Genomic DNA, 26,521 nt, shown 5'->3' with positions numbered 1-26,521 from the left:
AAATACGAGCACCCCGTCAAATGTCGGGTGCGAATTATTACTACGGACATATTGAAAAATATTCCAACGAAGAATATTAAAACAGTTCATGATGAGGTGGGGGCACATGGAGCACAAATTGGAACAACTTTTACAGAAGGGGCTTTCTATTCTTTTTCAACTAAGAGAACCATTTATGAAAGAATGGAAAAAAGTCTTATCTACATTAAAATACCGAAAAGATAGTTTAGTAGATGAATTTAATGTGATTATTCAAATTGCTTTCCAACAGGTTGCTAACAATAAAATCTCAAGTGTAGACTCCTTCATCCTTTCCCTCCATACGGAATGGCACAACCGTTTCGCCACGAAATATGATGAAAATGAGTCAATATTCTTGTTAACAATGATTGAAAATATATTTCATAAGCTGTTATCTGTCATGGTTTCTTCCACTTTTCTCGATCATCAGGCTGTCCAATCCGTGTTTTCGAGAATACTTGACCAGACGTTGTTAACACAAGATATTGAAGAGCGGAATCAAAAATGGATAAAAACGATTATCACAACTAACATCATGCCAATAAAATGGATTGCTGTCGTCAATAAGGAGCATGAAGAATATCAGGTTAATAGTGTAGTCTGTTCAGAGCAACATCAAGTGGAAAGGCATCTAATTGAGATGTCCACTAGTTTAAAAGCAGGTCAAATCGACCACTTATCTATGGCGATCTCGAAACTATTAGGAACAAAGGGACAAGAGGATACCATGATCCGTATCCCTTGCTTGAATGACACCTTATTAATAGGTCTGGAAAATAGTGCTTCTCCGATTACCGACCATGAAATCGAATTTATTAGAGGGATGTATTTGCGGCAGCTAAAACTACACCATCTAGAAAGTAAGATGGAATGGAAAGATGCCTCGCTCCTCTTTTTACAGCACTTATTACGTTCACGCGGGGCGGATGAGGCTGTTAAGGCAATTACGACAGGGTTAGTCGAATATATGCCGTTTAATCGCTGCGCTCTTTTTATGTACAATCATTTCGAGGGGAAAGGAATTGGCGTTTCAGGATATAATGTAAACAATCCCTCTGTTCAGCAGATTAAGGAGGAAATTTTCAAACTCCCTTTAATCAAAAAATATTTCCATACCTTAAACCATTCTCACCCCCTATATTTTGCGGATGCAGCGCAGGTGTTACCGAAAAAATATGTTCAGGAATATAAGTTGAAATCCTTAGTGGTATTACCCATATTTGTGCCAACCAAGAGCAAGTTAATTGGGATTGCCCTTTTAGACAAAGGAGAGGATTCTCAATTTGAGGTTTCTGTTCAAACCTTAACCACACTTATAAAATTCGGGCATTATGCTGGGGAACTGCTTTTTTCGATTAGAGATGAGGCACTGCAGCAATTTGGAAACTCCAATGGGGTCTTAACACAGCGGGAGAAAGAGGTGTTAAAGTTAATTGCCGACGGTGCCACCATTAATGAAGCAGCGACGGTTCTTCATCTTAGCAGTTATACAGTTCGGGATTATATCTCGATCATTATTCAAAAATTAGCTGCAAAAAATCGAACGGATGCAGCAGTAAAAGCAATTAAGATGAACTTAATCTCATAATACAAAGCTTGCAATATTATTTTATTAAAGGATACAATGTATATTTAGGAAAAGAGCTTGGAGGATGTACTTATGTGGAGTGAATTTAAACAGTTTGCCATGAAAGGCAATGTTATTGATTTAGCTGTTGGTGTTATTATCGGTGCAGCTTTTGGAAAAATAGTTTCATCTCTTGTCGCTGATATTATTATGCCTTTAGTTGGGGTAATCATCGGAGGAGTTGATTTTGATTTTTCAAAACTTGCCTACGGAAAATTAGCCTATGGTAAATTTATTCAAACGGTAGTTGATTTCTTAATTATTTCTTTTTCAATATTCTTATTTGTGAAGTTTATCAATCGCTTTAAGAAGAAAGAAGAACCCGCGGAAGTTGTTGTAAAAGCGGACCCAACAGTAGAATTATTAGCAGAGATTCGCGATCTTCTAAAAGAAGATAAAGATTTTTTTAGAAAAAATGAAACATCTTGACCCATTTATCGTATATGTTAAGTAACAAATAATTTTTGAGGTGAAAATATTGTATACACAAACATCTACTGAATTTTTGCCCTCTGTTATACGAACGTTTGCCCTTTCTCTTGCGATTGCTTTCTTAGGGACTATGGCAGGTGTATTTGTACCAGACAGTTTATTTATGCCGCTAGCAATTCTAGAATTTGTCATGCTTATAATCGCATTCTTTTTCAGACGTAAAAAGGCCATATCTTATTCATTCCTATATCTCTTTACGTTTATATCTGGAATTACGCTTTACCCCATCGTAGCCTATTACACAGCTGCAGCAGGAGCAAACGTGGTGGTCATGGCATTTGCTAGTACGACCGTGGTTTTTACAGGTGTGGCTATTTATGCAACGAAATCAAAACAAAACTTTTCCTTTTTAGGTGGATTTCTGCTCGCTGCTTTACTAGCATTAGTGGTTATTTCCATTTATAATATTTTCTTTCCATTGGGCTCAACAGCAATGCTTGCTTTCTCCATTATTGGAGTAATCGTTTTTAGCGGTTATGTTCTGTTTGATTTCAGCCGTATGAAGCATTACGGGGTTAGACCAGAAGAAGTACCATTGATGGCATTAAACTTATACTTGAACTTTATTAACCTATTTGTTAGTATCCTTCGTATTTTTGGAATTCTATCGAGTAAAGACTAAGTTGAAAAGTGAATTATGCTGGACATTATAAAAAGGAGCTTGGATTCCCCAAGCTCCTTTTCCTTATCTATTATTAATTAAAGTGAATCCGCGTTGAATCACCTGATTAACTGATTTCCCCCAATTTTTGTTTCGTAATAATTCGGAAATAATTTTCACATTGGGATGACTGTTATTTTGCAACTTATAGATTTCTAGTATTTCTAGTCGTAATAACCACTCACTTGGATATTTCTGATCTAGGGCTGCTATTACCTCTTCTAATCGAGACCAACTCTGTTCATTCCATTCCGGTCCCTCACGCAGGCTGCGAATTTCCGCATAAAGCCTTTCTAATTCATTCAGTTGCTGAACTTCTGCTTCCTCCATACTGTTTGTTTCATCTGTTGGCCAATCAAAAAAAGCGTCTGGATCTGCAGCGCCTGCAAAAACTGATGTAATTCTTGCACCGACAGCCATATCATACGTCCCCCATGAGGGCTCAAATAGGACTTGCCCCTGATAGGTTACTTGGCAATCCTTAAAAGAGACTAAGATGGGCTTTCCTTCTGACATCAAAATTGACTTAACAATCCCCTTCACATTGACACCGCTTTCAAATTTCAACACGGTCTTGCTGCCCTTAATGATGCCTAAATCCTTTAATTGAGTGGGCGAGCATTTCTCTAATGCTATCTTTCCCTCCAGACCTCCTATTGGTGTTCCAAAGCCCTTGTGATGTGTATCTTTGCCATGACCATTTAATTGTTTCTGATCAAAAGATAATGCGGTCGGCCCTTTGGTTCTGATATAAACAGCCTCTCCCTTATCATCCTTCCAGATGGTTGCCAGTGTCCCTGTCACTTGCAAGCCAGACGAGAAAACAAATGTTGCAAGATTATCAGATTGTAAAGCTTTTTCAAGGCTTTCCGTGCCGCCTTTCTTAAATGCCATTGTCGAAGCAAATTGATCAATGGCACCTGCTAGTTCATTAAAATCTTTACAGACAAATAATTGCGGCTGTGGCTTGGTAACATCATAAGGTGTCTTAATACATTCCTCAACTGAAAATGGAATCTTTCTCACGTCATCGGCTAGACAGCTTTGACTTTCACCTACAGATGAAAGCAAACCAGCTCCATAGATCTTCGGATCGCAAAGGTCACCAATCAAGCCATACTCCACCGTCCACCAGAAAAGCCTTGAAACCATATCGGCCTCAGATAGACCCTTCACCTTTTGTCTTGCTTCTGCCACAAGCCTTTCTGCCTCTTTCACCTGTTCAGGGGTTGAATTAGGATCTTCTGCAACAATGGTTAAATGGCGGACGGCTTTAAACACCTCTAATTTTTCTTTACTAGCGAGTGCTTTTGCCCCCATCTCACCAATTTTCCTTACAAATTCCCGATAAGATTGATCTAATAAAATCGGCGCATGTCCAGCAGCTTCATGGATCATATCCGGTGCAGGGGTATAGGCAATGTTTTGAATGTTTCTTATTTCTGTCGCAATCGGTAAAAGGCCATTTGCCAGAAATCCATAAAATACGGAACCTGGAATAAGCCCATCAATCGTAACGGCCCCCCAGCCGACTTTTGCTAGGCTCTTATTCATATCGTCAACCCTTGGAATGGATTCAGTTTTAATACCTGAATCTCTCAAGCCATTTACATATGCGGGATGAGCGATATCCTTTAAAAAATAATGATTTTGCTTCATGACAAATCGCCATACTGCATGATCAATGGGTGTATAACGATGGTAATACTGTTTTGAAATGTATGGCTGTAAGTGCGCCTGGCCTCTTTTTGCTCCTTTTCCAGTCATGGTGAACATTCTCCTTCACAAAGAATTTACTGGTATCATGCGAGTGACTGCATTTTTGGTCGGAGTCTTTCCTTTGCCCTTCTCATTCTTGTTTTGACCGTAGACATGGGAAGGTTACTTTTTTTGGCAATTTCGACGAGAGAAAAATCTTGATAGTAATATAGATAAATAGGATATCTATAGATTTCCGGTAATAGGTTAATCTTTTCAGCCATTTGTGCTGCAGAAAATTTATGTAACACTTCCTCTTCTGGGATGACTGTTGGTTCGAAAGAGGCTGAATAGGAATAAACTTCTTCCCTCCAAAATTGCTTGGATCTATTTTCTTTCCGCCAAAAGTCACGGCATTTATTGATGGCAATCGTAAAAAACCATCCTTTATATTTCGATTGCTCCTTTATTGAAGGATATGCTAAATAAGCAGAGAGTAATACCTCCTGATAGATGTCCTCCGCAAGTTCTTTATGCCTCACCAATGATAAAATATATTTATAGATTGCTCTTCCGTATTCCATGACCACTTCTTCAAATGATGGGGTACGTTCATTTTTCATTTTCCTAAACCTCCATGTTGAAAAATCCCTTTTCATATTAATAGACGAAGTGGAAAGTATAACCCCTACAGTACTGAAGTAATTTTTTCTCTAAATTTATCATTCAGTGGGATTTTGAATGAGCCTCTGCATAAATAAACTTATCCCGATTTTTTTGCAAATGGTTATATAATGCATAAGCGCCAACAAAACAGCACCTGTATTCATCCCAATAATAACCCCGTTCATTCTCCATTCTGGCATTGCCGCAAGCAGTAGAATGAGAGCAAAGGAGATGATGGTCGACCATATGATATGAATAAATGTCTCTTTAAGTAAATTAAGTCCAAACAAAAAGGCCTGCATTGGCATGATAAAGAAGTGGAATAAGAAAAATGGCCAGAGTAATTGTAAAAATATAGCTGGTGTTTCTGATTTAAAAAATAGCGAAGTTAACTCCGGTGCAAAAAAGTAGAAAATAGCTACTGCTGCAACCCCATATACAAAGGTGAGCTTCATCACCTGTTGAAGCATTTTATGGAGCCTTTGATAATCACCTTGTGAGTAAGTCTTGGATACAGCGGGAATTAGAACGACCATAAGGGAATGGGCAATAAATGCTGGGAAAAATCCTATTGACATGGCCACGCCCATCAACAGCCCAAATTGCTCGGTCGCTACTGTTTCGCTCATTCCAGAACGAACCAACGCTGCCTTAATGATAAAGGGCTGTATGGCACCAGTGAATGCTGAAAACAACCGAAGACCCGTGGTTGGAATCGATACTGACATTAAATTCTTCTGGACTACCTTGCGTTTCAAATTAGAAAATGGCTGTCGTTTCAATTGCTGAAACTGGATAATGAACATGTAGAATAAATATAGGAACACAACAATCTCGCTTCCAATAAATGTACCAATTGCGATTAACAATGACTCGGATGTGTCAAAGGCAAACAAACGAAAGAGGAGAAACAATCCAGCGAGTTGAATGGTTTTCCTTAAAAAGTTAGATACTGCTATTTTCCCCATTTGTTGCTTTCCCATAAAATATCCCCTCGCGACGGACGTAAAGGAAATGATTGGGATTAAGATTAAAACAAGCCATCTAACATATGGATGATATTTATCAAACACAGGAATAAACGGAATGATCACAGTAGCTGCTAAAAAAAGGACAGCCGAGAATACAATCGTAATCGTAATGGCATGATGAAGGATATTACGGTGATAACGGTCTTCCCTTTCTGCAATAAATTTTGAAATTGATACAGGCAGCTCAAAGCTTGCTAACAAAACAATGAAGAATATCGATGGCAAAATGGACATATATAGTCCTAGCCCGTGTGGTCCTAACTCTCGAGCAAGAATCATATTTACTAAAACTTCAATACCTTCCCCCAAAAATGCAGCGGCAGCTAAAAAGAATATTCCCTTATAATAAATCCTCAATTTTTTCTCCTCCATACTAATCTCACTTATATAAACTTATGAGACAAGTTCTTTGATTAGTAGGAGAAAATTTTAACAGAAACAAAAAAAGGACCTAAGGTCCTTTTAAATGTTAGTAATGACTGTTCTCTTTTTGATCATCCAAGTCAACCCCAGAATGACGATAACTAATAATAACTGGGTAATCGTTGTTTCCAAAGTTGGATATAAACCAATCCAATCAATAAACGGAAGCTGATGCACGGTGCTTGTCGACAACACATCCGAAATCTGCAGCGCATGGATACTAATACCGAGGATTTTAAAGGCTAAAATATAAATAAGAATAGTTGCCGCTTTAAAGAAAAAGCGAATCGGTATTTTTACGCTATAATAAATAATGGCGAACCCAACAATAGCTAGGATTCCCACTGCCAGGATTACACCCAGAACCAATTGCTGCATACTAATGTATGGGGTGATTCCTGTATAGAATATGATGGTTTCTGCTCCTTCACGGAACACAGACAGAAAACTAATGAAAGCAAAAGAAACCAAACTTCCTTTGGCAATGGCTTGTTCCATTTGTTGATTAATATATTTATTCCAGTTCCCAATACTGGATTTATTATGGAGCCATGCTCCAACTGTTAACATCATAATCACAGCAACAACTCCAGTAATTCCCTCTATATATTCTCGGCTGGAAGCTGCAACGATACGTGAAAATACAATATTAATTATAATGGCTAATACAGCACTTGCTAGGATACCTGCTCCAACACCCGCCCAGATCCATTTCTGTTTCGCACCCTGATCCATTTTCTTCAAAAAGGCAAGCAATGTAGCGACGATTAATAACCCTTCTAACCCTTCGCGCAGCAAAATTAATGCCGCATCCCATAGTGAATAATCAGTTTTACTAATTAGCGGTGCAAGACGTGAATTTATTTCTTTTACAATCTCCTCTGCTTTGGGACCATCGACTTTAGCAGAACTTAAGAGACTAATAGCTGTAGGTATTTTGGTTTCAAGATCACTATACAGTTTACTATCCCTCGTCTGAACATCCCCTTCGACCATTGGCCAAACGTTAAGGACTTCATTTAACAGGTTCTCGGCACTTTTATAGTTTTCTTGTGAAATCTGTGATTCTGCCTTACTCAATAATGTTGAAAGATCCGACAGTGAATAATCACCTTGAACCTGTTTAGAAACCTTCCCTGCTAAGAAATTTTCCACTTCGCTTGATAGCTTCTCGATATTTGTTTTCGCCTTATCTAAATCGACCGGATTCTGGGTGATTGCGATTCGAATTAAAGCCATGTATTTTTCGATACTGCCGTAGGTGGCAATGCTCTCATCATGGACAATTTTTTCCGAAGCATTCCATTTATTTAGCAAGGTTTGATATTGAGTTTTCAATACTGTCTGATTTCCATCCTCAATCGATTTCTTGAATGTGGCAATGAGCGGTATCATCTGCTTTACTTGTTCTTTTCCCTTTTTTTTATCTTGTGGATTTTGTTCTTGGTCATAAAGAACGACCGCACTGGAAAGAGATGAAAGACTTTTTGACAGAACGTCTTTTTCTATTTTCCCTTTAGTTAGTAAACTCTGAACCTCGTGAAGCGCTTGTTCAACCTTTTTAGCCTGTTCACTATCCTTGTTCTTAATCGCTTTCCATTCTGTTGCAAACTGTTCCATATTGGTGGAAACGGTTGATTGGTCTCCATCCTTGGCTTTCATTAAACTATCACCAATTAGAACGAAAAGTTCATCATGATTCACTTCCGCTTTCACCGGATGAACGGTTTGAAAAAAAACGAAGAACATCATTAGAATTAAAATAGATTTACTTTTTGTTTTAAATCGTAACATGTTTCTCTCTCCTCTATATTAGGAAAAACTCTAGTTAAAAAGGGTTTCTCCTATAAAGCCACCTGGTTTCGTTCCCGGTAAACAAGCAAAGATGGCACTTCCTCTATGGGAAATATATTCATTTAATTTATCCATCATGGCCAATCTATTTTGGATTGGAATAAATTGTTTACTAGGAGCACGTTGGAAACATAAGAACAACAGGCCTGCATCAAAGCTTCCGGTCTTCAGGTCCATTCCATCTGAATAGGAATATGCCCTGCGCAGAATTTGCTGTGTCCCGTCCCCATGGGATAAACGTGTATGGGAGTCTGCAGGGATGCTATATTCGCCTTTTTCATTTTTTTGCTTCAAATCAAGTTTTTCAAATTCACTTTTTTGCCCAATTGGTGCACCGTTTTCACGATAGCGGCCAAAGGTATTTTCTTGATCTTTTAGTGTCGTACGATCCCACACTTCAATAAACATTTGAATTCTTCGGACGACAAGATAACTTCCATTCGCTAACCAATTAGGGCCATCTCCAGGCTGAACCCAAACCTGTTTGTTCATCTGTTCTTCATTGTTTACATCAGGATTGGCTGTGCCATCTTTAAAGCCAAACAAGTTCCTTGGTGTTTCATTTTTTGGATCTGCTTGTTTCGTGCGTTGAAACCCTGTTTGCGCCCAGCGTAAGATCGCCTTTCCTCTTGCAATTCGAATCAAATTCCTCACTGCGTGAAAAGCTACTTGCAAATCATCCGCACAGGCTTGAATACAAAGGTCCCCACCAGTCCATTCGTCTTCCAACGCATCAAGTGGAAATTTAGGCAGATCCACTAATTCTTTTGGCTGCTTATGTTTTAGGCCGAATCTGTCGTGATTGTCTTTTACAAACAAACTAGGACCAACTCCGAATGTAACCGTTAAATTAGAAGCAGATAACCCAGCGGCCTCCCCAGTATCTTTTGGCGGGAGAAACTCATTACTCGAAAGATCTCCGACTGCTTTCCCTTCAGATAATAGGGCGGCAGCCTTTGTCCAATCCTTGAATAATTGAACCAGGTCTTCTCTTTTGGAGGTGGTTACATCCAAGGAAACAAAGTACACGTGATTTTGCGTTTTTGTGGTGATCCCACTTTGCTGTTTTCCATAAAAGGGAACAATATCATGGTCCTCTTTAGTAGTAGCTTTGCTTTCCGTAATCGAAAGCAACCCTCCTAATCCAGAAGCACCAAGAATCACTCCGACACCACCAACACCGGCCGTTTTAAGGATATCTCTTCGCGAAATCTTTTTTCTAATTACCGAAGATTCATCGATGATGTTTGTATTCTTTGCCAATTAAGACGCCTCCGTTACAAGTCCTATTTGTGAGAGTGGTTCTGCTAGTGCATCAATCGCCTGACTTAGTTCTTTTACTTGGTCCTTTGTTAATTCAGTGTAGAGTTTGTAGCCATCTCCCTTTTTGTGCTGGTTCAATAAACTGTACACATCATCAAAACGGGCTTGAATTTCCTTTGAAACGGCCTCATCTTTTTTCGTTAATGCCGGATTAAGCAATTGATAAATCTTTTCTGCTCCCTCCACATTGGCAGCAAAATCATATAAATCAGTATGGGAATAACGATCCTCTTCGCCTGTTACTTTTGAAGTGGATACCTCATTTAAAAGGTCAACAGCGCCAGTTATCAATAATTCTGGTGTTACTTCAACGGTATCTACCTTGGCACGTAAGAGATTAACATCTTTCATTAACTGCTCCGCGTACTGCTCATATCCCTTAGTGGTTTTTTCTATCCAAAGACCTTTTTCAATCCGATGGTACCCGCCCCATTCTGCCTCAGGAACATCGCCTTCACGTGCATCAATCTTCGGGTCTAAGTCACCGAACACTTCAGCAATTGGTTCGGCACGCTCATAGTGCATCCGTGCTGGTCCATAAAGGGCTTTGGCTTGTTCGATTTCTCCCTTTTTAACAGCGGCTGTAAAGGCGTCTGTCGCCTTAACAAATTCTTCAATTTCTCCTAAGGCATATGCCCTATAATCATCTGTAACCCCAGTGAGCGAAGCCTGACTCGCAGCTGCCTTTTCTTTTACCACTTCTTTTGTTGAAGTTTCCTCTGAGTTATTTGAACATCCAAATAGTAGACTACTAGATAAAATTAAGGTGCCTGACACTTTTAATAGTTTCATTTTTATGTAATCCTCCGATATCTATAATGATAATCATTTTCATTTGTATTTATATCATAACAATAAATGAGAAACCTTTTCAATTATATTTTTGAAATTTTATAAAAAAAAGACCTTCCATTTTCCGGAAAGCCTTCGGGACTTATTTAATTAATGAATGCTTAAATGCATAGATGACTGCTTGAGTTCGGTCTTGTACGTTAAGCTTGCTCAAAATATTGCTGACATGGGTTTTTACGGTTTTGAGGGCTATAAACAACTCATCCGCTATGTCCTGATTGGTTTTGCCCTCAGCCATTAATAAAAGTATTTCAATTTCACGAGATGTGAGGTCTTCGTGTGGCAAGTGTGTATTTTTTTGACGCATTTTTACCATCATTTTACCGGTAACTTCCGGTTCAAGGACCGATTGCCCATGGTATGTAGCGCGGACCGCATTGGCTATTTCACCAGCTTTAGATGTCTTAAGCATATAGCTTGTGGCTCCAGCCTCAAGTGCAGGATATACTTTTTCATCATCCAAGAAACTGGTTACTATGATGATTTTTGCTTCAGGCCATTGTTCAATGATCCGTCTTGTGGCTTCAATTCCGTCCATTTCCTTCATAACTAAATCCATTAAAATAATATCAGGGCGAAGTTCGAGGGCAAGTTCCACACCTCTTTTTCCATCGTCAGCTTCCCCGACTACTTCAATATCTGGCTGTGCAGATAAATAAGAAGAAACCCCGATTCTTACCATTTCATGGTCATCAACAAATACTACTCTAATCATTGGCACCATCTCCATTAATCATCACCGGAACCTTCACTTCCAGCCTTGTTCCTTGATTTTTCACACTAACTACTTTTAACGTACCGCCAACTTCAACTGCACGTTCATGCATATTTTGCATTCCATAGGAGCCTGCCTTCATCTCGGTTACATCAAAACCAATTCCATCATCAACAATCCTCAAGATGACCAAGTCGTCCCGTTTAACCATTAGAACTTCGAGCGAGTGTGCTTTCGAATGTCTTAAGGTATTTGAAATAGATTCTTGCAGAATTCGGAAAAGATGATCTTCCACACCTTTATCTAGAGGGAAGGCTTCCGTTTTCCATTTAATATCCATTTCAACCTTTTGAGATAATTCGATTAAAAGCTCTTCAATTCCTTCTTGGAGTGTTTTATTTTTTAAGGCAACCGGCCGCAAATGTAAAAGGAGGGCACGCATTTCCAATTGGGATTGGTGAATCATTTCTTCGACAATTTTCAGTTGCTTCGCTTCGCGGTCATTTTCTACTTGTGATTGCTGCTTTGTTTCGTTAATGGCTGACATCATCATCGAAGCAGCAAATAATTGCTGACTGACAGAGTCGTGAAGCTCACGGGCCAGACGGTTCCGTTCTTGTTCGATTATTTCTTGAATTCTTCCTTCTAGGTCTTCCACCTTTTCGGTGGCTAAGCGTTGAGAGAGTTTAGCTTGCTCAGACATTTGTTTACCGATTTTGTCAATTCGGTTGGCAATTAGTTGCATTTCCGAGATCACCGGTTTCTCCTTCACTTCTATCTGTTTCCCTTCCTCTAATAAATGCAAGGAATGTTCAACCGATAGAAACTGTCTTCTCCAATACATCCCAGAGAACGCACCTAAAAGTATTCCGACCGCAATACTAAAGGCCGGGATAAAGATAACAAAGGGAATATTCATGAACTGTTTACTCCACAATTCGGCCCAACTGCCCAGTGGGAAAACAAAGATAAAAATGGCACCGATAATGATCGCAATAAAAAAGGAAAAGCCGACACTCCAGAAAATTTGGCGCTGGGTTGTGCTCATATCCGGCTCACCTCTAAATTTCCGACAACGAGCGAAGTAAATATTTTGACTTTGTGCTCGGCTGCCTCATATCCAGGTGTCTTAACGTGTAAGATCCGATTGAAAAGTTTCGAGTCATGATGCTCGAAAACACTTGTTGAACCTACTATGCAAGAATGCTGGATACTTACTTCTATATCATAAGGAACAAGGATTTGAATATTCCCAACGAGATTTCGTATAAAGATAACGGTTTCCCCTTTTGGAAGCATCGTAAAACTAAGATCAATGATGGTATCACCAATTCCTGCCTGGATGTTTACATCATTCCATTTGTAAGTACCAGCAGGGGTCTTTTGTTGACCAAGAACAATATTTTCAAATAATGGCTCTGTTTTAATCAGTGTTTCTTGTTCCAGGGTTTCTTCTGCTTGGATGATCTCCGGTGATATCTTCTTTGGATGCTTTTTTGAATTAATAAACTGAATGAAAAAATGCAGTAATATGGCGAGCAAAAAGAACCTAAACGTCATCATGTGAAAGATACTAATTACAAAGAAGATAATTCCGCCGATAAAAAGAAACTTCCCTCTTTTTTTCCCAGCACGCTTGCGGCCGAGAAAAATCATGCCGCCAGATATGATAAGGGAAAAAATAAGCCCACTGTTGAAAAATAATATTTCCATAACTAGAATGATCGCACCAATGATGAACATCCAGCCTAAATAATCATTTTTTGTATTTTTAAACATGGCCCACCCTCCCTTACCAATGTCTGGCTCATCATTTATTTTAATTAAAGAAAGCGCAAGCGCCCTGGTCAGCGGCGTATGGCCTGGAGCACTCCAACTGAGATAAAGGAAACACGAAGAGCGTTAGCGCATTCGTGCTTGACTTATCGTAGGGCGGAGAGCGAAGGACACTAGCCGCTAGGGCCGCTTGCGCTAGACAGTAATCTAAGTTCAAAAACTAATACTTTCTTTTCATTTGGACAAAAGGCGCAGAAAGCCTACGCCTTTTATACATGCGCGCCATGTGCGAGGCGCCTTCGCTTTTCTTTTAGCATACCATATTTGTAATTAAATGGACTTGCTTTCTTCTAATTTCATTTCTTTTTCTAACTGGGCGATCCGAGCATCGATGGTATTGCGATAAAACGAGCTATTCACTTGCTGTTCTAAACGGTCAAGATAGTTTTCAATCTCTTTAAATTTTGAGTAGGATTTATCTGAATAAGTATTTGCATCAAGTACTTGGTTGATTTGATGGTTTGCACGTGTTACATTTTCACGTCCCATTAATTCCATCCTTCTTAGGTGCATATCCTTGATTTTGTGTTTCATTTCTTCATATTTTCTTTCTAAGTCTGCTAGCTGACCCTTTACTTGTTCAAGTGAACCACTTAAGCGGGTTGCACGATCTGCATATTGCTCATACTCTGAAGAGGCAAACTGATAAAGTTCTGTTTCGCCAGCCTTTGAAGCAACATCCGCCTGGTATTTTCTTTTTTCTGCTAACTGGGCTGCTTGCTGGTATTCTCTTGTAAACTCATCCTTCAATGTATATTGACGTTCTAACAACTTTCTAACTTTCTCCGTTTCTTGCTCACATTGACGAAGGTATTGATTCAATAAGGCAATTGGATTTTTTTTATCTTTTTGATCAAGTGCCTCGTGCAAATCTGCTGTAATCGTATTTTTAATTCTTGTGAATAAGTTTGTCATGTGTATTCTCTCCTTATAATCTTAATAATTTTTCATTTCATTCCATTGTTTTTCAAAATTAGCAAATGGGTCAGACCCTTCATTCACGGCAGTATCCTTATTTTGGTTCCATTTTTTATAAACGAGGTATAATACATAAGCTGCTGCCACTCCAATGATGGCTGGGGCATTATGAATGGAGGCCATCAGGACGATGAAGCCAATAATCCCAAGCCCGATTTTTCCTCCTGTAGTTTTAGCTTTTAAGAACTGTTTGAATATGAAGTATAGGAGTACTAAGCTAACCAGTAACCCCACCATGGGACCAATGGTTGAAAGCAAGATCATAGCTGCAATTCCACCTGCTAACAATAAACCGAATTTTTTCATTTTGTTTTTCTCCTTTCGTTATCTTGATATCATCTTACCTCTTTTCTTTGGCTGTCATAATTGCGCTTTAGCTTGATTTTTATATCAGCCTTAAGACGTAGAAAGGGTCAGTTTCTTTGCTATTGCTTAAGAAACTGACCCTTATTGACTTATTTTGAGATAAACATCTGTACCCAATAGTGTCTGGATGAGCCGCCCTGTGAGTAGCCAACACCGATATAGGTAGATCTCGTGCTTAAAATATTAGCTCGGTGACCAGAGCTATTCATCCAAGCTTGCACAACTGATGCTGGTGTTGTTTGCCCTGCTGCAATGTTTTCAGCAGCTGAACGATAGGAAATCCCAAAGTTTTTCATCATATCAAATGGACTGCCATACGTTGGACTCGTATGACTAAAATAGTTTTTATCTCTCATATCATTTGCTTTGTAACGAGCCACCCTTGACAGTTCCCAATCCGGTGTTAATGCTTTCAATCCATTTTTCGCACGTTCCTGATTGGTTAACTGAATGACCTGACTTTCAATACTTTTGACTGCGTCGAAACTTGGAATGGTCACCTTTTGACCTGGATAGATCAAATTTGGGTTTGTAAATTGCCGATTTGCAGAAATAATCTCGGAAATTCCAACCTGATACCTGACAGCGATCTTCCAGAGTGAGTCTCCCGGCTGAACGGTGTATATTTGCTGGGCAAAAGACACGCTTGGAATACAAAATAGTGATAATAAAAACAGAAAACTAAACCAAAAAGATTTTTTCATTTTTTCGCCTCCTCCGAATATATAATCTTGATTTCCGGCTCAAAATATACAATGGATTAAAAAATTTAATTAACTTTGATTTATTGAAAAAATTTGGTCTACATTATGGAGGATTTGAAAAGTGAATGAGATTTCATGGATGACATATTTAATGTTAATTTTAGCGAGTTATCGGTTAACCCATTTAATTGTTTTTGATAAAATTACTGAATTTATCCGTAAACCTTTTGTTAAAAAAATTAAGGTGGAGACAGACGCTGGGGTAGAAACAAAGGAAGTTCCGACATCGATGTTCGGTTATTTACTGAAATGTTATTGGTGTGCAGGTGTTTGGAGCGCTATTTTACTTGGGGGAACCTATTTACTCTTTCCACGCATTACCTTTGTGGTCATCTTAATTTTATCGATTGCCGGCGGCCAGTCGATTATTGAAACCTTTGTCGGTGTTAATATCAAAAAAGTGGACTATTATGCCTCACTTAAGAAAAAGGACAATTAGAAATTCGATGGAAAAATCCTCCCCCCTTTTGCATATATTTTTAGAAAAGCTTAAGACGTTCATCTCTTAAGCTTTACAAAGGGGGAATACAATGGCTGCAATTTGGTGGGTCACAACAATTGGTTTTGTTATATTTCTTGGTTGTATTGGAGGAACATTCTTCTACTTCCTAAGAAGTTCCTTAAATACCGAAGACTCAACCCGAATTGATCCATTGGAAATTGACAAAGAGGAGTAGGACCCTGCAAACGCTGGGTTCTTTTTATGTTAAGAAAATCTTTCCTTGATTACATTTATTTTAACTCCTTTGGCAAAATTAATTATGATGTCATTTTTTTAGGCTGGAGGAGTATTATATGAGTTCATCTGAAAAAATTCCACAATTCCCAAAAACGTATTGGCGTGAAATAGAATTACCATCTTTTAAGAAATTAACTGAAGATATATCTGTCGATGTTGCCATTGTTGGAGCAGGGATTACAGGGATTACAGCTGCTAACTTACTTTCGAAGCAGGGGGTAAAGGTTGCCATTCTTGAAGCTGGTAGTGTGTTAAATGGTACCACTGGACATACCACGGCGAAGGTTACCGCACAGCACGGGTTAATTTATGATGAATTTATTAACCATTTTGGAGAGGAAAAGGCTAGACTATATTTTGAATCACATATGAATGCCATACAATTTGTGGAAAGTAATGTGAACGAAAAAGGAATCGATTGTGATTTTAGCAAACAAGATGCTTTTATTTATGCTGTCACTGATGAATATAAAGAAAAGCTGGTAACGGAGTGGGAAGCCTATAAACGACTTGATATAGATGGTGCATTAAAGGATACCATCCCCTTCGATATTGAAGTGAAAGCTGCCTTAATGATGCGAAATCAGGCCCAGTTTCATCCCCTTAAATATTTGAAAGCTCTGTTGGATGAAGCAGTGCAAGCCGGATGTATGGTGTTTGAAAATACTACTGCTACCGACATTGAAGATGATGACCAGCAATCAAAAGTTGTTACAAAATCCGGTTTCAACGTTACTTGTAGTAAAGTGATCATTGCCTCTCATTTCCCATTTTACGATTTGCCAGGTCTTTATTTTGCACGTATGTATGCAGATCGATCATATGCAATCGGAATTAAAACAGATAAAGAGTACCCTGGCGGAATGTATATTAGTGCGGACAGTCCAACCCGTTCGATTCGTTATACACCAGTGAATGGCGAAAACTTGATTATTATTGGCGGTGAAAACCATAAAACAGGTCAAGGCATTGATACTATTGCCCATTTTGAAAATCTTGAGGCATTTGCGGAAGAAGTTTTTGGGATTAAGGAATATGATTACCGCTGGTCAGCACAGGATTTAGTTACACTGGACAAGCTTCCATATATCGGCCCGATCACTTCTGAACGTGAGCATATTTTAGTGGCTACAGGGTTTAAAAAATGGGGGATGACAACAGGAACAATGGCTGGCCATTTATTATCAGATTATGTGTTAAACAACGACAATCCATACAAAGAGCTTTATTCACCGTCAAGGTTCCATGCCGATCCGGATTTAAAAAGCATTGTCAGCACCAATGTCGATGTTGCCAAACACCTCATCAAAGGCAAGCTTGAAATTGTTCCAGGAGATCCGGACGATCTGTCGGATGGCGAAGGATCTGTTGTGATGTATAACGGGAAAAGGGCGGGGGCTTATAAAGACGAGAACGGTAAACTCTATATCGTTGATACCACTTGCACCCATCTTGGCTGTGAATGCGAATGGAACCATGCTGAAAAAACATGGGATTGTCCTTGTCACGGCTCACGGTATGCATATTCAGGCGATGTAATCGAGGGACCTGCTAAAAAAGCATTAAAATTACTTGCTGAAGAGTAATTGGTTATTACAAGGTACAAAAAGCGCCTCCTTGCTCAGAAGGAGGCGCGCTTTATTATTTACTATTTGGACGATTGTGTTTTATCCCTTCACCAGTTGTAAATTCAACCAGTTCTTCACTATCTCTCATTGGCTTTTTGCGATTATTATTTCGCTGAGCATTTTGATTTCCTAGCTTCTGTCTTCCCATACCTACCAGCTCCTTTTTGAGAAATACATTGATAGTATGAGTGAAAATAATTAGTCTTATTCTTTTTCAAGGACCGGCGCTTTTCTAAATTTAGTCATTTGCTCAAATGCATAAGCCATTTCGATTAAATATGGCTCACTGTATGCTGTTCCTGCAAAAGTAATCCCAACTGGCTCCCCTTCTGCTGTATAACCAGCTGGAACAGCAATGGATGGATAACCAGCTTTTGCACTAATATGAGAGCCCTCCTCACTTGGAAAAACAATCACATCCAGGCTAAATGTTTCCAAAGCAAAATCAATTCCCTGTTTTTTCGAATGATACTGGTCGAACTCCAATGTGTTAACATAAGCTGCTTCTGTTAACGATCCGCTTGTTTCCTCAGACTCGATTAGGACCGCCTGACCGTATTTGAGCATTTTCTCTTCATTGTTCTTATTAAAATCAATGAGGTCTGATAAATTTCTAATAGGTACTGATGGATGGAGGCTATTTAAATACGCATTAAGATCTGGTTTAAATTCATAGGTCAAAACATCATACTTCCAATCTGCTTTGGCAGATGGAATCTCAATAGTATCGATCACGATAGCACCAGAGGTTTTTAATTTATCAACCGCTGCAAGAATCACCTTTTGTTTTTCTTCACTTAATAACTCGATAAAACCTTCTAGGGCTAAGCCAATTCTTTTGCCGTTTAGTCCATGTATCAATAGATGATCGGAAAAGTCTTTTTGAGCATAAGGATTTGTTTTAGTAATAGGATCTTTATCGTCGCATCCACAAAGTGCCGTTAGAAGAATTGCTGCATCTTCCACCGTTCTGGCCATCGGACCCGCTGTGTCCTGGGTATGTGCAATTGGTATAATTCCTCTTCTACTAATCAGTCCTACTGTTGGCTTGATTCCCACCAAGGAGTTTTGACAAGCAGGATTTAAAATCGATCCTGATGTTTCGGTTCCCACTGCCGCTGGTGCGAAGTTAGCTGCAACGGCTGCCCCTGAACCTGAGCTAGATCCGCCTACATCAAACTCCCCTGGGGCATATGGGTTCAATACCTGCCCGCCACGTGAACTATAACCGCTTTTCATCCCGATTGCCATGAAATTGGCCCACTCAGTCATATTTGTCTTTCCAAGAATGACTGCTCCAGCATTTCTTACTTGTTCTGCCACAAATGAATCATGGAGAGCAATCGAATCTTTTAAGGCAAGGGATCCAGCGCTTGTATGCATTTTATCATGTGTATCAATGTTATCTTTTAGTAAGATGGGAATTCCGTGTAATCGACTGCGCGGACCTTTTTCTTTTCGTTCCGCATCAAGCGCTTCTGCTAGCTGTAATGCATCTGGATTTACTTCAAGGATGGAATGCAGGTGCTTATCATACTTAGCGATTCTATGTAGGTACATCAGTACTAGCTCTTTCGATGTAAGCTCTCCTTGTGCAAATTTTTCTTGTATCTGAGTGATAGTAGCTTCTTCAAGCCACTCTACATCCATTTCTTTTAACTTTGAGTCTTCCATGTTTGTTCCCCTCCCCTTTCTCCTTAACTATTCAAGAAATAGGAATGAAATCCCTTTACACATTAAAAGAAGACAGCGGATTTTCCTCCGCTGTCAATGCCGTCCATTATTTTCTTAGTTTTTGGTCTCTTTGTCCTTCTTCAGCGATAAGTCCTTTGTAAAATACTCTCTTATTAACTGGAACCTTTAACTCACGGCAATACTGTTTCAATTCTCGTTCTTCTCTCTCAGTAACTAGCGAGATAACAATCCCATTCGCACCCATTCTTCCTGTTCGTCCCGCCCGGTGCACATACTGTGAGATATCCTTCGGAGAATCGATATTAACCACGTGGGTAACTCCTTGGATATCAAGTCCTCTTGCCGCTACATCAGTAGCAATCAGCATGCTCATTTTTCCATCACGGAAAGACTTTAATGCAGTCTGCCGTTCGAGCTTTTTCATGTCGCTATGCAAGATTCCAATTGACAGCTCTTTAAAATGTAATTTTTCCTTAAATACTTCAATTTCGCCGATATCATTAATAAATGCTAGCGATTTACTATTTTCTAAGCGAGTGATTTTTTCAAGCAGCTTGATTTTATCTCTCGGCTCACAAGAAAAATAAATATGTTCCACTTCTCCAGAAGAAGCAAGTTCATCCTTTTCAATCCGAAGAACTTCGGGGTCCTTAGTCATTTCCTTGGCTAATTTCTCTGTTGCCGGTTTCATTGTTGCAGAAAACAATACCACTTGGCGGTCGCTCATGGTTGATTTCACAATATTTTGGACGGTAGTAAGATGTTCGTGAATAAGTAATTGATCCCCCTCATCAAGAACGACCAGTTTTACTTCATGCATTTTCACTTTTTTCTGTTTAATCAGTTCAAGTAAACGGCCGGGTGTAGCAAAAATGACATGCGGGCGTTTCTTTAACTTCTCAAGCTGCCGTTTCATATTAGCTCCGCCAATAATGGAAGTGCCTCTGATTCCGCTGCCTTCAGACCACTTTTGAAATTCCTGATAGACCTGCATCACCAGCTCTTGCGAAGAAGCTAACACAATAGCTTGGAGGGATTGTGAACTAGGGTCCATTTTATCTAATAATGGAAGTAGATAAGCTAGCGTTTTACCAGTACCTGTCGGTGACTCGGCAATTAAATCCTTGCCTTCAAGAATCATCGGAATGGCCGCTGCTTGAATGGAAGTCGGCTGTTGAAACCCAGACTTTTCCCAGGCTGCCTGCAAGTATGGTTTTAAGGTATTTAACATATTGTACTCCTTTATTTAAAAATCATTTTTCTTATTATTTGTCTTTCCATATCGTATTGATACTAACGTAATAAGCTCGGAGTGTCTAGTTAGCAATAGTGTAAAATCATGCTGCAGAATTAAAATAGAGGGCAATCCAAACCATATGATAAATCAAGACGGATAAGTAGAGAACGCAAGTGGAAACCAACAGCGTCCGAATCCAGCCTTTTAATGGACGCAGGTAAAACAACCCAAGCAAGGTTAAGGGCAAAAAGATTTTGATAATGTAGAAATAAGACCAGCTTTTCTCAATGACAAGTTTCATCATCGGATTTCCTTCAGAAACGATACCTGAAGCTATCCCAACATGTGTCAGAACAGCATCCAATAGTCCAGCAATTAGCAGGAATAAACAAAGTCTCATCACTACCACCTCAGGAAGAATTAGTTAATTAGTATCCATTATTTCTAGTAATACTTATGCTGATACCTATGAATCCTTTCATCCGTTCTTAAAAACGAACGACTTATTCAAATAAAAGAGCTGCAGAGTTAGGCAGCTCATGTTTTTTTAGGATATTCAATTCACATATTTTCCACTCTCGGGACGACCAATCTCTTCAAAATGCTCTATCAAATACTGAAGACTTTCTGCTAGTTCTTCTCCTCCCATTGGAAGCCCGTGACCGGTTACCACTACTTGCGGCTTAAGTGCCTCTAGTTTTTTCACCGATTCAAATGCCGCATCCCAATCAGTCGTATAATATTTAGGGGGACCGCTAATCTCTTGTGTTTGCGTCATTACTTTATAAAGCGATTCTTGTTTTACGGTCACAAATGCATCTCCGGCAATCAGCGTCCGGTCTTGCTCACGGAATAAACTAATATGCCCTGGTGTATGTCCTGGTGTATGTAGCCATTTCCAATTAGGCATATGGGGAACAGTTCCATCACTAGGAAGCACCTGAACATGGGTACTTATATTAATTCCATGGTTTGGGAACATCGGCGACAATTTTGCAACAAGTCCGCTATCGACATTTGGGTCACCGGGTGGATAGTCACGTTGTCCTGTTAGAAAGGGAAGCTCAAGTTCATGTGCATAAACCGGGATCTTCCACTCCTCCAACAATTCAGCAACTGAACCGACATGGTCAAAATGTCCATGCGTTAAAACGATCGCTTTCGGAATAGCCCCCTCACCAAAATGTTCTTCAATCATTTCAATTATTTTTTCTGCAGATTTTGGCATTCCAGTGTCTACTAGTACAAATTCACCCGATTTATCCGGTTCGCCGACAAGTACAAGATTCACGATTTTGTCGGTATAACAATATATATCTGGTAAAACAGCCATCCCCACACCATTGCCAATTGAGGTCATCGGAAGAAAAGTTTCTTCAAATTTACTATCCTGATTACGCTCCAAAAGAATCCCTCCCTTTTTGCTTATTATTTAACTAGAAGGGAAAATTATTACTATCGCTCATCCTCGTTCGTCCTAAAGTTATAATATATAAAATATTATAACGAATTATCCGTTCTTACCCAAATAAGACTGCCCACTATGAGCAGCCATTTAATCAAATAACACAATGGAAAAGATCGCAGCGTTGTCCTACCGGTTCTTACTAATCGTCAACGGCCGTCTATATGAAATTAAAACAATTATCAGGTATTAGTTAATTTCGTCAAGCTTGATGCCCATTAGTCTAAAATGCACGGGTTCTAACTGATTAACAATTACATTCATGCCTAACGATTGTAAACTGGCAATTAGCGGTTCCCCTTCTCCGATGATTAATAGCCCCCAATGCACTGGGGTTCCTATGTTTTGGAAGAATTTTGTTTAATTTTAAGAGGATTTAATTTTCGAAAGCTTTGTGAACTTTACCGCTAAAGTGATTTTTCCTGATGCAAACGATGGTAGAATAAACAACAGAAAGATTACAATATAGTGGAGTTGAATATGATGTTTAATAAGATTGCTCTTATCACATCACTGTTGTTTTTTCTTGTAGGAACGATTGTCTATGCAGATTCTCGATTAGAAGTTTCTTCTCCTCAACATAATCCAGTAGTTAGCCACACAGCTCAAATAGTTACTTTAACATCAGATAATAATAAAATCGAACCAACAAATAAAATAACCGGAACAGAAAATGGGCAGGCCTTATCGACTTCAAATCAAGTGGAGAATGTCCAGCCAGCATTAATAAATTATGTTGTTCCCGGTTTGGTGGGTTTATTTATTATCATTGGCTTTGGAGGTTATTGGTTAATTTATCGAAAAAAATATACGGCTCAGACAAAAGAACAGTGAATTTCCCCCTAGTAAGATAGAAACAAGCGTGAGTCCATGGATTCACGCTTGTTTGGTGCCTGACACCAATTCTTGTACTTCTACTTCTACTTTCTCAGAACTGCACGAACCGGACTCCCATCTCCTTCAACTAGTGGTAATGGAAGGGCAATCAGTTCGTAATCGCCAGGTTCGATTTCATCAAGCATTAGTGACTCTAGGATGTGAATACCATGCTCATTCAAGCTATGATGGGCAGGCAGTTCTTTACTGTCAAGTGGATCGACGGATGGAACATCCAAGCCGATCAGTTGAACTCCCTTATTTCCTAAAAAAGGAGCTAAGTTCGGCTCAATATGTGGAATCTTTTCAGGGAAAACATCAGGTTTTTCCCAGGCTAGTGTTCTAAATAACACCCGTTTGCACCCATCTAGATTAATCTTCTCTAAATCAGCGGCACCAATGCTTTCCTTACCAAGCATATTAATAACTCTCGCAGGACCGATATATAGGTCAAGGTTCAACTCAATGATACGTTTTCCTTCGTTATCAAAATGGAAGGGAGCGTCCACATGTGTTCCTGTATGGGTACTTAATTCAAGTTTGCCCACATTAACGGAGCCGCTTTCCTCCATTGGCCATGCGACCTCGTATTGAAAATCCGTATCACCTGGCCAAACAGGCATCCCATTTATTAGTTTTCTAGAAATATCATAAATCTTCATAACCACCCATGCACTCCTTCAATAATAATCTTTCGTTTATCACCATTATTTCATATTTCCGCAGGGTTTTTCATTAGTTTACATAAAAAAAGACAGGATTGATTCCTGCCTTCCTCAATGAAACGATTTCCAAAATTCGCTGTTCCTATTAATGAGCTCTTTTAGGTCATCAAACGGAATGGTAAAGGTAGGAAAACCGGCTGCAAATGCTGCAATTTCATAGGGGTGAAAGTAGATATTCAGCCCAGCCTCACTTATAAAAAAGGGTTGATCCGCCTTAATTCCATGGTACTCGTCAGGAAATAGATAAGACGAATACTGATTATTACTTGTTATTTGATCAAGAATTAGCTCACTAATTGCTTTTACAAAAGGACTGCCAGGCTTAAAAAGGTCTTTTAATTGGTACATCGAGCCCGTTTTTAGGTTAATATGGGCATATTTTTCGACAGGCATTCCGTGCGCTGCACAAAACGGGTAATCGTACCCTGCAATCTTAATAACGAGTAAATTTTTCTTAAAATAAGTTATTTCATAATTACCCGTATAATTCGATTCCAGCTGAGTGTGTGCGGGTACGGGTTTTACACCTGCCATCTCCTTTAGAGAGCGATTTACACTTTCTGGATTCTCCATCCCTTCGATTTGTGGAAAGTAGACTAAATAATCCTTATTTGGTTTGTATTTATACTCAACCACCGAATATTGGTTATTTAGCGGAAGAATGGAAGCTTGCTTCCAGAGTAACTCTCCCATTTGATTATAATATAAGAGATGGTCGTCAATATGACCCTTAATTAATGTTTTTTCAAAACTAAGCCAGCCTGAGCCACTGACCATTGGCAGATGTTCCTTTCGCCTTCCGTGTTTGTCAATAAAATAAGTATGCAGATCATCAGTGACAGACGCAAGGCCCTCCTCAAATTTTGTCATCACAGTAAAATGAAATCCTGTGAGGATATGACCATCCGAATCCGCTAAGGCATAAATGGATCTCATACAAGGCTGTTTCGGGTCAATCTCCTTTCCAATCGCAAAACGCCCTTCATTTAAATATAAGATTTGATTATAGTTAGGCTTAACCACAAAATGACCTTGCCGATCAATGACACCAAAATTTTCTCTATTATTCTCTGACAAACTGACGATTGCCAGATCTGCTATAAATGAACCTGCATATGAAAATTTGGGCTCGATGACTATTTTCCCCTGCTCATCGATATAACCCAGCTTTCCATCGGTACTATTCTTAAATGCAAGCAAACCTTGACCATAATTAGCGACGTAAGCAAAAGGATAGGATTGTAGTACCTTTCCGGTAAGGTCGATCAATTGAAACCTGTCTTCTTTTGTTTCAACTATTGCTTTCCCTTGTTCAAAATCACTGGCAGTTTTATAGATTAATGGAATCACTTCTTTCCCTCTTTTATTGAGATAACCATATAAATATTCCCCGTTCGCATCTATTTTCACGGCACGAACGCGTCCTTCTTTATACTCTCCAACAATGATAGAATACGCCTCTTCCGTGATTTCTTTGCCATTCTCATTAATCACCTTGAATCCCTGGGCATCATTGACAACGGCCCTGCCTTCAGAAAATGGGTTAATCGTGTCGTATTTAGGCTGTACGATAAAATAACCTTTAGAATTAATGACACCTGATTTGTCCATTAAACCAACAATGGCCAAGCCATTCTCTTGAAAATCCTCGGCATGATCGTAGTTTGCCGGAAGAATCCAATTTCCTTTTGCATCCATATATCCCCACTTGTTTCCGCCAATTTCCTTCCTCACAACAGGAAAAAGGTAAACGGACCTCGACTCTCTGGAAATGGATAGCGCTCGAATTGCTTTTTGCTCCACCTCAGAGGGAAGCGGAAAATAATATCTAAATTGACCAAAGTACTGTTTAAGAACAAATAAATAGGGCTGCCGGTAAAGATGGTATACCCCAAAGATTTCCTGGATTCCATCACCATCGATATCCATAGATTGAAGGATTGCTTGTTGATCTCGGTATTCCAACTCTGCACCCATAGGGAGATATGGCAATATCCAACTTATTAATTCTCTGTTATTACCAACCATCATAACTCACCCATTTTAGTTTTTTATATTTATATGATGCAAAGTGGGCTATGTGTTAAACACTATTAATGAAAATGCTGTGTTATATTTATCTGTTGATTTCCGTTCCGGGCACTTCGCTTTCCGCGGGCGTGCCGTGGAGCCTCCTCGTCGCTTTGCTCCTGCGGGGTCTCCCCTGCCCCGTACTCCCGCAGGAGTCTTCGTGCCCTCCACTCCAATCAACATTAGCCTTTAACACAGCCAATGAAAAAAACACCGCTAATTAAAATAAACCAATTAGCGGTATTTTTATCGTTTTATCTATTACAATTGTTCTTTTATCTTATACTTTTTCACAATGCTTTCTATTTTTAAACCGGTGCTTATATCACCTTTTACCTTCACCTTTCCTGTCAATAAGGCCATGGTTCCGCTCAGCTTACCTAATAACGATTTTTTGAAATTATCATACGACATTTGCATTGTACAAACCGGAGTCGCTTCTGTTCCCTCTTTAATGGTTAATTTTCCATCATGAAAGAAATGCTGATACGTTCCTTCTGCATCACCGTGAATGTCATACTGAACAATAGCTTCAAACCCTTTAATAGGACCAGGATTTTCATTAAAAATCTCTTCTATCCGTTGCATTAAGTCAGTTAATGAATATTCATCGATTGCCTTCGTCATTAGATAATCCTCCTTAAAATTCCAAAAACCCCTCATAGTTTCATGATACTAAAGGCGAGACAGCTTCGTAAAATGAAAACTTTGCGAACTTTTTGATTATTCCTTTTCACCTCAAATTCAGCACAAAAATAGCGGCCGATATGGGCTCCTAT

At 39.2% G+C, this 26,521-nt stretch carries 27 protein-coding genes; 7 read left to right on the top strand and 20 right to left on the bottom strand.

Annotation, left to right across the window (positions count from 1 at the left end; genetic code table 11):
• Positions 1-106 precede the first annotated feature (106 nt).
• The 3 genes from QNH17_RS05145 to QNH17_RS05135 all read left to right on the top strand — a co-directional run bounded on the left by QNH17_RS05145 (position 107) and on the right by QNH17_RS05135 (position 2,762).
• Positions 107-1,609 (top strand): response regulator transcription factor, encoded by a 1,503-nt coding sequence (locus QNH17_RS05145; protein ID WP_283877723.1) that lies wholly within the window; start codon positions 107-109, stop codon positions 1,607-1,609.
• Positions 1,610-1,681: 72 nt separating this feature from the next.
• Complete coding sequence (mscL, locus tag QNH17_RS05140; protein ID WP_283877722.1) at positions 1,682-2,077, top strand: large-conductance mechanosensitive channel protein MscL; 396 nt, start codon at positions 1,682-1,684, stop codon at positions 2,075-2,077.
• A gap of 49 nt (positions 2,078-2,126) precedes the next feature.
• Positions 2,127-2,762, top strand: a complete 636-nt coding sequence (locus tag QNH17_RS05135; protein ID WP_283877721.1) for a Bax inhibitor-1/YccA family protein — start codon at positions 2,127-2,129, stop codon at positions 2,760-2,762.
• 63 nt (positions 2,763-2,825) lie between these two features.
• Here the strand turns inward: QNH17_RS05135 and QNH17_RS05130 are convergent, their stop codons facing one another.
• The 12 genes from QNH17_RS05130 to safA form a co-directional block, all read right to left on the bottom strand.
• Entirely contained in the window at positions 2,826-4,568 is a 1,743-nt protein-coding gene (locus QNH17_RS05130; protein ID WP_283877720.1) for an aromatic amino acid hydroxylase, read from the bottom strand.
• 35 nt (positions 4,569-4,603) lie between these two features.
• Positions 4,604-5,122, bottom strand: coding sequence for an RNA polymerase sigma factor (locus QNH17_RS05125; RefSeq protein WP_283877719.1), 519 nt, complete (start codon positions 5,120-5,122; stop codon positions 4,604-4,606).
• A 99-nt stretch (positions 5,123-5,221) separates the two neighbouring features.
• Positions 5,222-6,553: a polysaccharide biosynthesis protein gene (locus tag QNH17_RS05120; protein WP_283877718.1), complete on the bottom strand. Its 1,332-nt coding sequence runs from the start codon at positions 6,551-6,553 to the stop codon at positions 5,222-5,224.
• A 105-nt stretch (positions 6,554-6,658) separates the two neighbouring features.
• Positions 6,659-8,413 (bottom strand): FTR1 family iron permease, encoded by a 1,755-nt coding sequence (locus tag QNH17_RS05115; protein WP_283877717.1) that lies wholly within the window; start codon positions 8,411-8,413, stop codon positions 6,659-6,661.
• Between the two features lie 30 nt (positions 8,414-8,443).
• The gene (efeB, locus tag QNH17_RS05110) at positions 8,444-9,736 is read right to left on the bottom strand and encodes an iron uptake transporter deferrochelatase/peroxidase subunit (RefSeq protein WP_283877716.1); all 1,293 of its coding nucleotides are present in this window, start codon (positions 9,734-9,736) and stop codon (positions 8,444-8,446) included.
• Positions 9,737-10,588, bottom strand: a complete 852-nt coding sequence (gene efeO / locus QNH17_RS05105; RefSeq protein WP_283877715.1) for an iron uptake system protein EfeO — start codon at positions 10,586-10,588, stop codon at positions 9,737-9,739.
• Positions 10,589-10,730: 142 nt separating this feature from the next.
• On the bottom strand, positions 10,731-11,363 hold the full coding sequence (locus QNH17_RS05100) for a response regulator transcription factor (protein WP_283877714.1): 633 nt from the start codon (positions 11,361-11,363) through the stop codon (positions 10,731-10,733).
• Positions 11,356-12,411 (bottom strand): sensor histidine kinase, encoded by a 1,056-nt coding sequence (locus tag QNH17_RS05095; RefSeq protein ID WP_283877713.1) that lies wholly within the window; start codon positions 12,409-12,411, stop codon positions 11,356-11,358. The genes QNH17_RS05100 and QNH17_RS05095 overlap by 8 nt, the downstream gene beginning before the upstream one ends.
• Positions 12,408-13,142 (bottom strand): cell wall-active antibiotics response protein LiaF, encoded by a 735-nt coding sequence (gene liaF, locus QNH17_RS05090; RefSeq protein WP_283877712.1) that lies wholly within the window; start codon positions 13,140-13,142, stop codon positions 12,408-12,410. The genes QNH17_RS05095 and liaF overlap by 4 nt, the downstream gene beginning before the upstream one ends.
• A gap of 327 nt (positions 13,143-13,469) precedes the next feature.
• Positions 13,470-14,114 (bottom strand): PspA/IM30 family protein, encoded by a 645-nt coding sequence (locus tag QNH17_RS05085; protein WP_283877711.1) that lies wholly within the window; start codon positions 14,112-14,114, stop codon positions 13,470-13,472.
• A gap of 21 nt (positions 14,115-14,135) precedes the next feature.
• On the bottom strand, positions 14,136-14,483 hold the full coding sequence (locus QNH17_RS05080) for a lmo0954 family membrane protein (RefSeq protein ID WP_283877710.1): 348 nt from the start codon (positions 14,481-14,483) through the stop codon (positions 14,136-14,138).
• Between the two features lie 149 nt (positions 14,484-14,632).
• Positions 14,633-15,247 carry a SafA/ExsA family spore coat assembly protein gene (gene safA, locus QNH17_RS05075; protein ID WP_283877709.1) on the bottom strand — a complete coding sequence of 205 codons (615 nt, stop codon included), beginning with the start codon at positions 15,245-15,247 and terminating at the stop codon, positions 14,633-14,635.
• A gap of 121 nt (positions 15,248-15,368) precedes the next feature.
• On the opposite strand from safA, the gene QNH17_RS05070 reads away from it, so the two are divergent.
• The 3 genes from QNH17_RS05070 to QNH17_RS05060 all read left to right on the top strand — a co-directional run bounded on the left by QNH17_RS05070 (position 15,369) and on the right by QNH17_RS05060 (position 17,632).
• Entirely contained in the window at positions 15,369-15,746 is a 378-nt protein-coding gene (locus QNH17_RS05070) for a DUF1360 domain-containing protein (RefSeq protein WP_283877708.1), read from the top strand.
• A 91-nt stretch (positions 15,747-15,837) separates the two neighbouring features.
• Positions 15,838-15,984, top strand: coding sequence for a hypothetical protein (locus QNH17_RS05065; RefSeq protein WP_283877707.1), 147 nt, complete (start codon positions 15,838-15,840; stop codon positions 15,982-15,984).
• A 118-nt stretch (positions 15,985-16,102) separates the two neighbouring features.
• Entirely contained in the window at positions 16,103-17,632 is a 1,530-nt protein-coding gene (locus QNH17_RS05060) for an FAD-dependent oxidoreductase (protein ID WP_283877706.1), read from the top strand.
• A 55-nt stretch (positions 17,633-17,687) separates the two neighbouring features.
• On the opposite strand, the gene QNH17_RS05055 is transcribed toward QNH17_RS05060, so the two are convergent.
• The 5 genes from QNH17_RS05055 to QNH17_RS05035 form a co-directional block, all read right to left on the bottom strand.
• Positions 17,688-17,822 (bottom strand): hypothetical protein, encoded by a 135-nt coding sequence (locus QNH17_RS05055; protein ID WP_283877705.1) that lies wholly within the window; start codon positions 17,820-17,822, stop codon positions 17,688-17,690.
• A 56-nt stretch (positions 17,823-17,878) separates the two neighbouring features.
• The gene (locus tag QNH17_RS05050) at positions 17,879-19,348 is read right to left on the bottom strand and encodes an amidase family protein (RefSeq protein ID WP_283877704.1); all 1,470 of its coding nucleotides are present in this window, start codon (positions 19,346-19,348) and stop codon (positions 17,879-17,881) included.
• A gap of 106 nt (positions 19,349-19,454) precedes the next feature.
• Positions 19,455-20,600: a DEAD/DEAH box helicase gene (locus tag QNH17_RS05045; protein WP_283877703.1), complete on the bottom strand. Its 1,146-nt coding sequence runs from the start codon at positions 20,598-20,600 to the stop codon at positions 19,455-19,457.
• 106 nt (positions 20,601-20,706) lie between these two features.
• Positions 20,707-21,006 carry a DUF5658 family protein gene (locus tag QNH17_RS05040; protein ID WP_283877702.1) on the bottom strand — a complete coding sequence of 100 codons (300 nt, stop codon included), beginning with the start codon at positions 21,004-21,006 and terminating at the stop codon, positions 20,707-20,709.
• 156 nt (positions 21,007-21,162) lie between these two features.
• Positions 21,163-21,966: an MBL fold metallo-hydrolase gene (locus QNH17_RS05035; protein ID WP_283879435.1), complete on the bottom strand. Its 804-nt coding sequence runs from the start codon at positions 21,964-21,966 to the stop codon at positions 21,163-21,165.
• Between the two features lie 588 nt (positions 21,967-22,554).
• Between QNH17_RS05035 and QNH17_RS05030 the strand changes: the two genes are divergently transcribed.
• Positions 22,555-22,905, top strand: coding sequence for a hypothetical protein (locus tag QNH17_RS05030; protein ID WP_283877701.1), 351 nt, complete (start codon positions 22,555-22,557; stop codon positions 22,903-22,905).
• A gap of 86 nt (positions 22,906-22,991) precedes the next feature.
• Here the strand turns inward: QNH17_RS05030 and kynB are convergent, their stop codons facing one another.
• The 3 genes from kynB to QNH17_RS05015 form a co-directional block, all read right to left on the bottom strand.
• Complete coding sequence (kynB, locus tag QNH17_RS05025; RefSeq protein ID WP_283877700.1) at positions 22,992-23,609, bottom strand: arylformamidase; 618 nt, start codon at positions 23,607-23,609, stop codon at positions 22,992-22,994.
• Positions 23,610-23,723: 114 nt separating this feature from the next.
• Positions 23,724-25,700: a WG repeat-containing protein gene (locus QNH17_RS05020; protein ID WP_283877699.1), complete on the bottom strand. Its 1,977-nt coding sequence runs from the start codon at positions 25,698-25,700 to the stop codon at positions 23,724-23,726.
• Between the two features lie 303 nt (positions 25,701-26,003).
• Positions 26,004-26,369: an SCP2 sterol-binding domain-containing protein gene (locus QNH17_RS05015; RefSeq protein WP_283877698.1), complete on the bottom strand. Its 366-nt coding sequence runs from the start codon at positions 26,367-26,369 to the stop codon at positions 26,004-26,006.
• Positions 26,370-26,521 lie beyond the last annotated feature (152 nt).

It is taken from the genome of Neobacillus sp. SuZ13, from assembly GCF_030123365.1.
In the GTDB taxonomy this organism is placed as follows: domain Bacteria; phylum Bacillota; class Bacilli; order Bacillales; family Cytobacillaceae; genus Neobacillus.
Note: the sequence above shows the minus strand (reverse complement) of the source record. Positions and strands in the feature narration are given on the sequence as shown.

Excerpts from the sequence above, each read along its gene's own strand:
- QNH17_RS05145 (WP_283877723.1), top strand. The coding sequence starts at position 107 with ATGGAGCACAAATTGGAACAACTTTTACAGAAGGGGCTTTCTATTCTT.
- mscL (WP_283877722.1), top strand. The coding sequence starts at position 1,682 with ATGTGGAGTGAATTTAAACAGTTTGCCATGAAAGGCAATGTTATTGAT.
- QNH17_RS05130 (WP_283877720.1), bottom strand. The coding sequence starts at position 4,568 with ATGACTGGAAAAGGAGCAAAAAGAGGCCAGGCGCACTTACAGCCATAC.
- QNH17_RS05125 (WP_283877719.1), bottom strand. The coding sequence starts at position 5,122 with ATGAAAAATGAACGTACCCCATCATTTGAAGAAGTGGTCATGGAATAC.
- QNH17_RS05115 (WP_283877717.1), bottom strand. The coding sequence starts at position 8,413 with ATGTTACGATTTAAAACAAAAAGTAAATCTATTTTAATTCTAATGATG.
- efeO (WP_283877715.1), bottom strand. The coding sequence starts at position 10,588 with ATGAAACTATTAAAAGTGTCAGGCACCTTAATTTTATCTAGTAGTCTA.
- QNH17_RS05100 (WP_283877714.1), bottom strand. The coding sequence starts at position 11,363 with ATGATTAGAGTAGTATTTGTTGATGACCATGAAATGGTAAGAATCGGG.
- QNH17_RS05095 (WP_283877713.1), bottom strand. The coding sequence starts at position 12,411 with ATGAGCACAACCCAGCGCCAAATTTTCTGGAGTGTCGGCTTTTCCTTT.
- liaF (WP_283877712.1), bottom strand. The coding sequence starts at position 13,142 with ATGTTTAAAAATACAAAAAATGATTATTTAGGCTGGATGTTCATCATT.
- QNH17_RS05085 (WP_283877711.1), bottom strand. The coding sequence starts at position 14,114 with ATGACAAACTTATTCACAAGAATTAAAAATACGATTACAGCAGATTTG.
- QNH17_RS05080 (WP_283877710.1), bottom strand. The coding sequence starts at position 14,483 with ATGAAAAAATTCGGTTTATTGTTAGCAGGTGGAATTGCAGCTATGATC.
- safA (WP_283877709.1), bottom strand. The coding sequence starts at position 15,247 with ATGAAAAAATCTTTTTGGTTTAGTTTTCTGTTTTTATTATCACTATTT.
- QNH17_RS05065 (WP_283877707.1), top strand. The coding sequence starts at position 15,838 with ATGGCTGCAATTTGGTGGGTCACAACAATTGGTTTTGTTATATTTCTT.
- QNH17_RS05060 (WP_283877706.1), top strand. The coding sequence starts at position 16,103 with ATGAGTTCATCTGAAAAAATTCCACAATTCCCAAAAACGTATTGGCGT.
- QNH17_RS05055 (WP_283877705.1), bottom strand. The coding sequence starts at position 17,822 with ATGGGAAGACAGAAGCTAGGAAATCAAAATGCTCAGCGAAATAATAAT.
- QNH17_RS05050 (WP_283877704.1), bottom strand. The coding sequence starts at position 19,348 with ATGGAAGACTCAAAGTTAAAAGAAATGGATGTAGAGTGGCTTGAAGAA.
- QNH17_RS05045 (WP_283877703.1), bottom strand. The coding sequence starts at position 20,600 with ATGTTAAATACCTTAAAACCATACTTGCAGGCAGCCTGGGAAAAGTCT.
- QNH17_RS05040 (WP_283877702.1), bottom strand. The coding sequence starts at position 21,006 with ATGAGACTTTGTTTATTCCTGCTAATTGCTGGACTATTGGATGCTGTT.
- QNH17_RS05035 (WP_283879435.1), bottom strand. The coding sequence starts at position 21,966 with ATGACCTCAATTGGCAATGGTGTGGGGATGGCTGTTTTACCAGATATA.
- QNH17_RS05030 (WP_283877701.1), top strand. The coding sequence starts at position 22,555 with ATGTTTAATAAGATTGCTCTTATCACATCACTGTTGTTTTTTCTTGTA.
- kynB (WP_283877700.1), bottom strand. The coding sequence starts at position 23,609 with ATGAAGATTTATGATATTTCTAGAAAACTAATAAATGGGATGCCTGTT.
- QNH17_RS05020 (WP_283877699.1), bottom strand. The coding sequence starts at position 25,700 with ATGGTTGGTAATAACAGAGAATTAATAAGTTGGATATTGCCATATCTC.
- QNH17_RS05015 (WP_283877698.1), bottom strand. The coding sequence starts at position 26,369 with ATGACGAAGGCAATCGATGAATATTCATTAACTGACTTAATGCAACGG.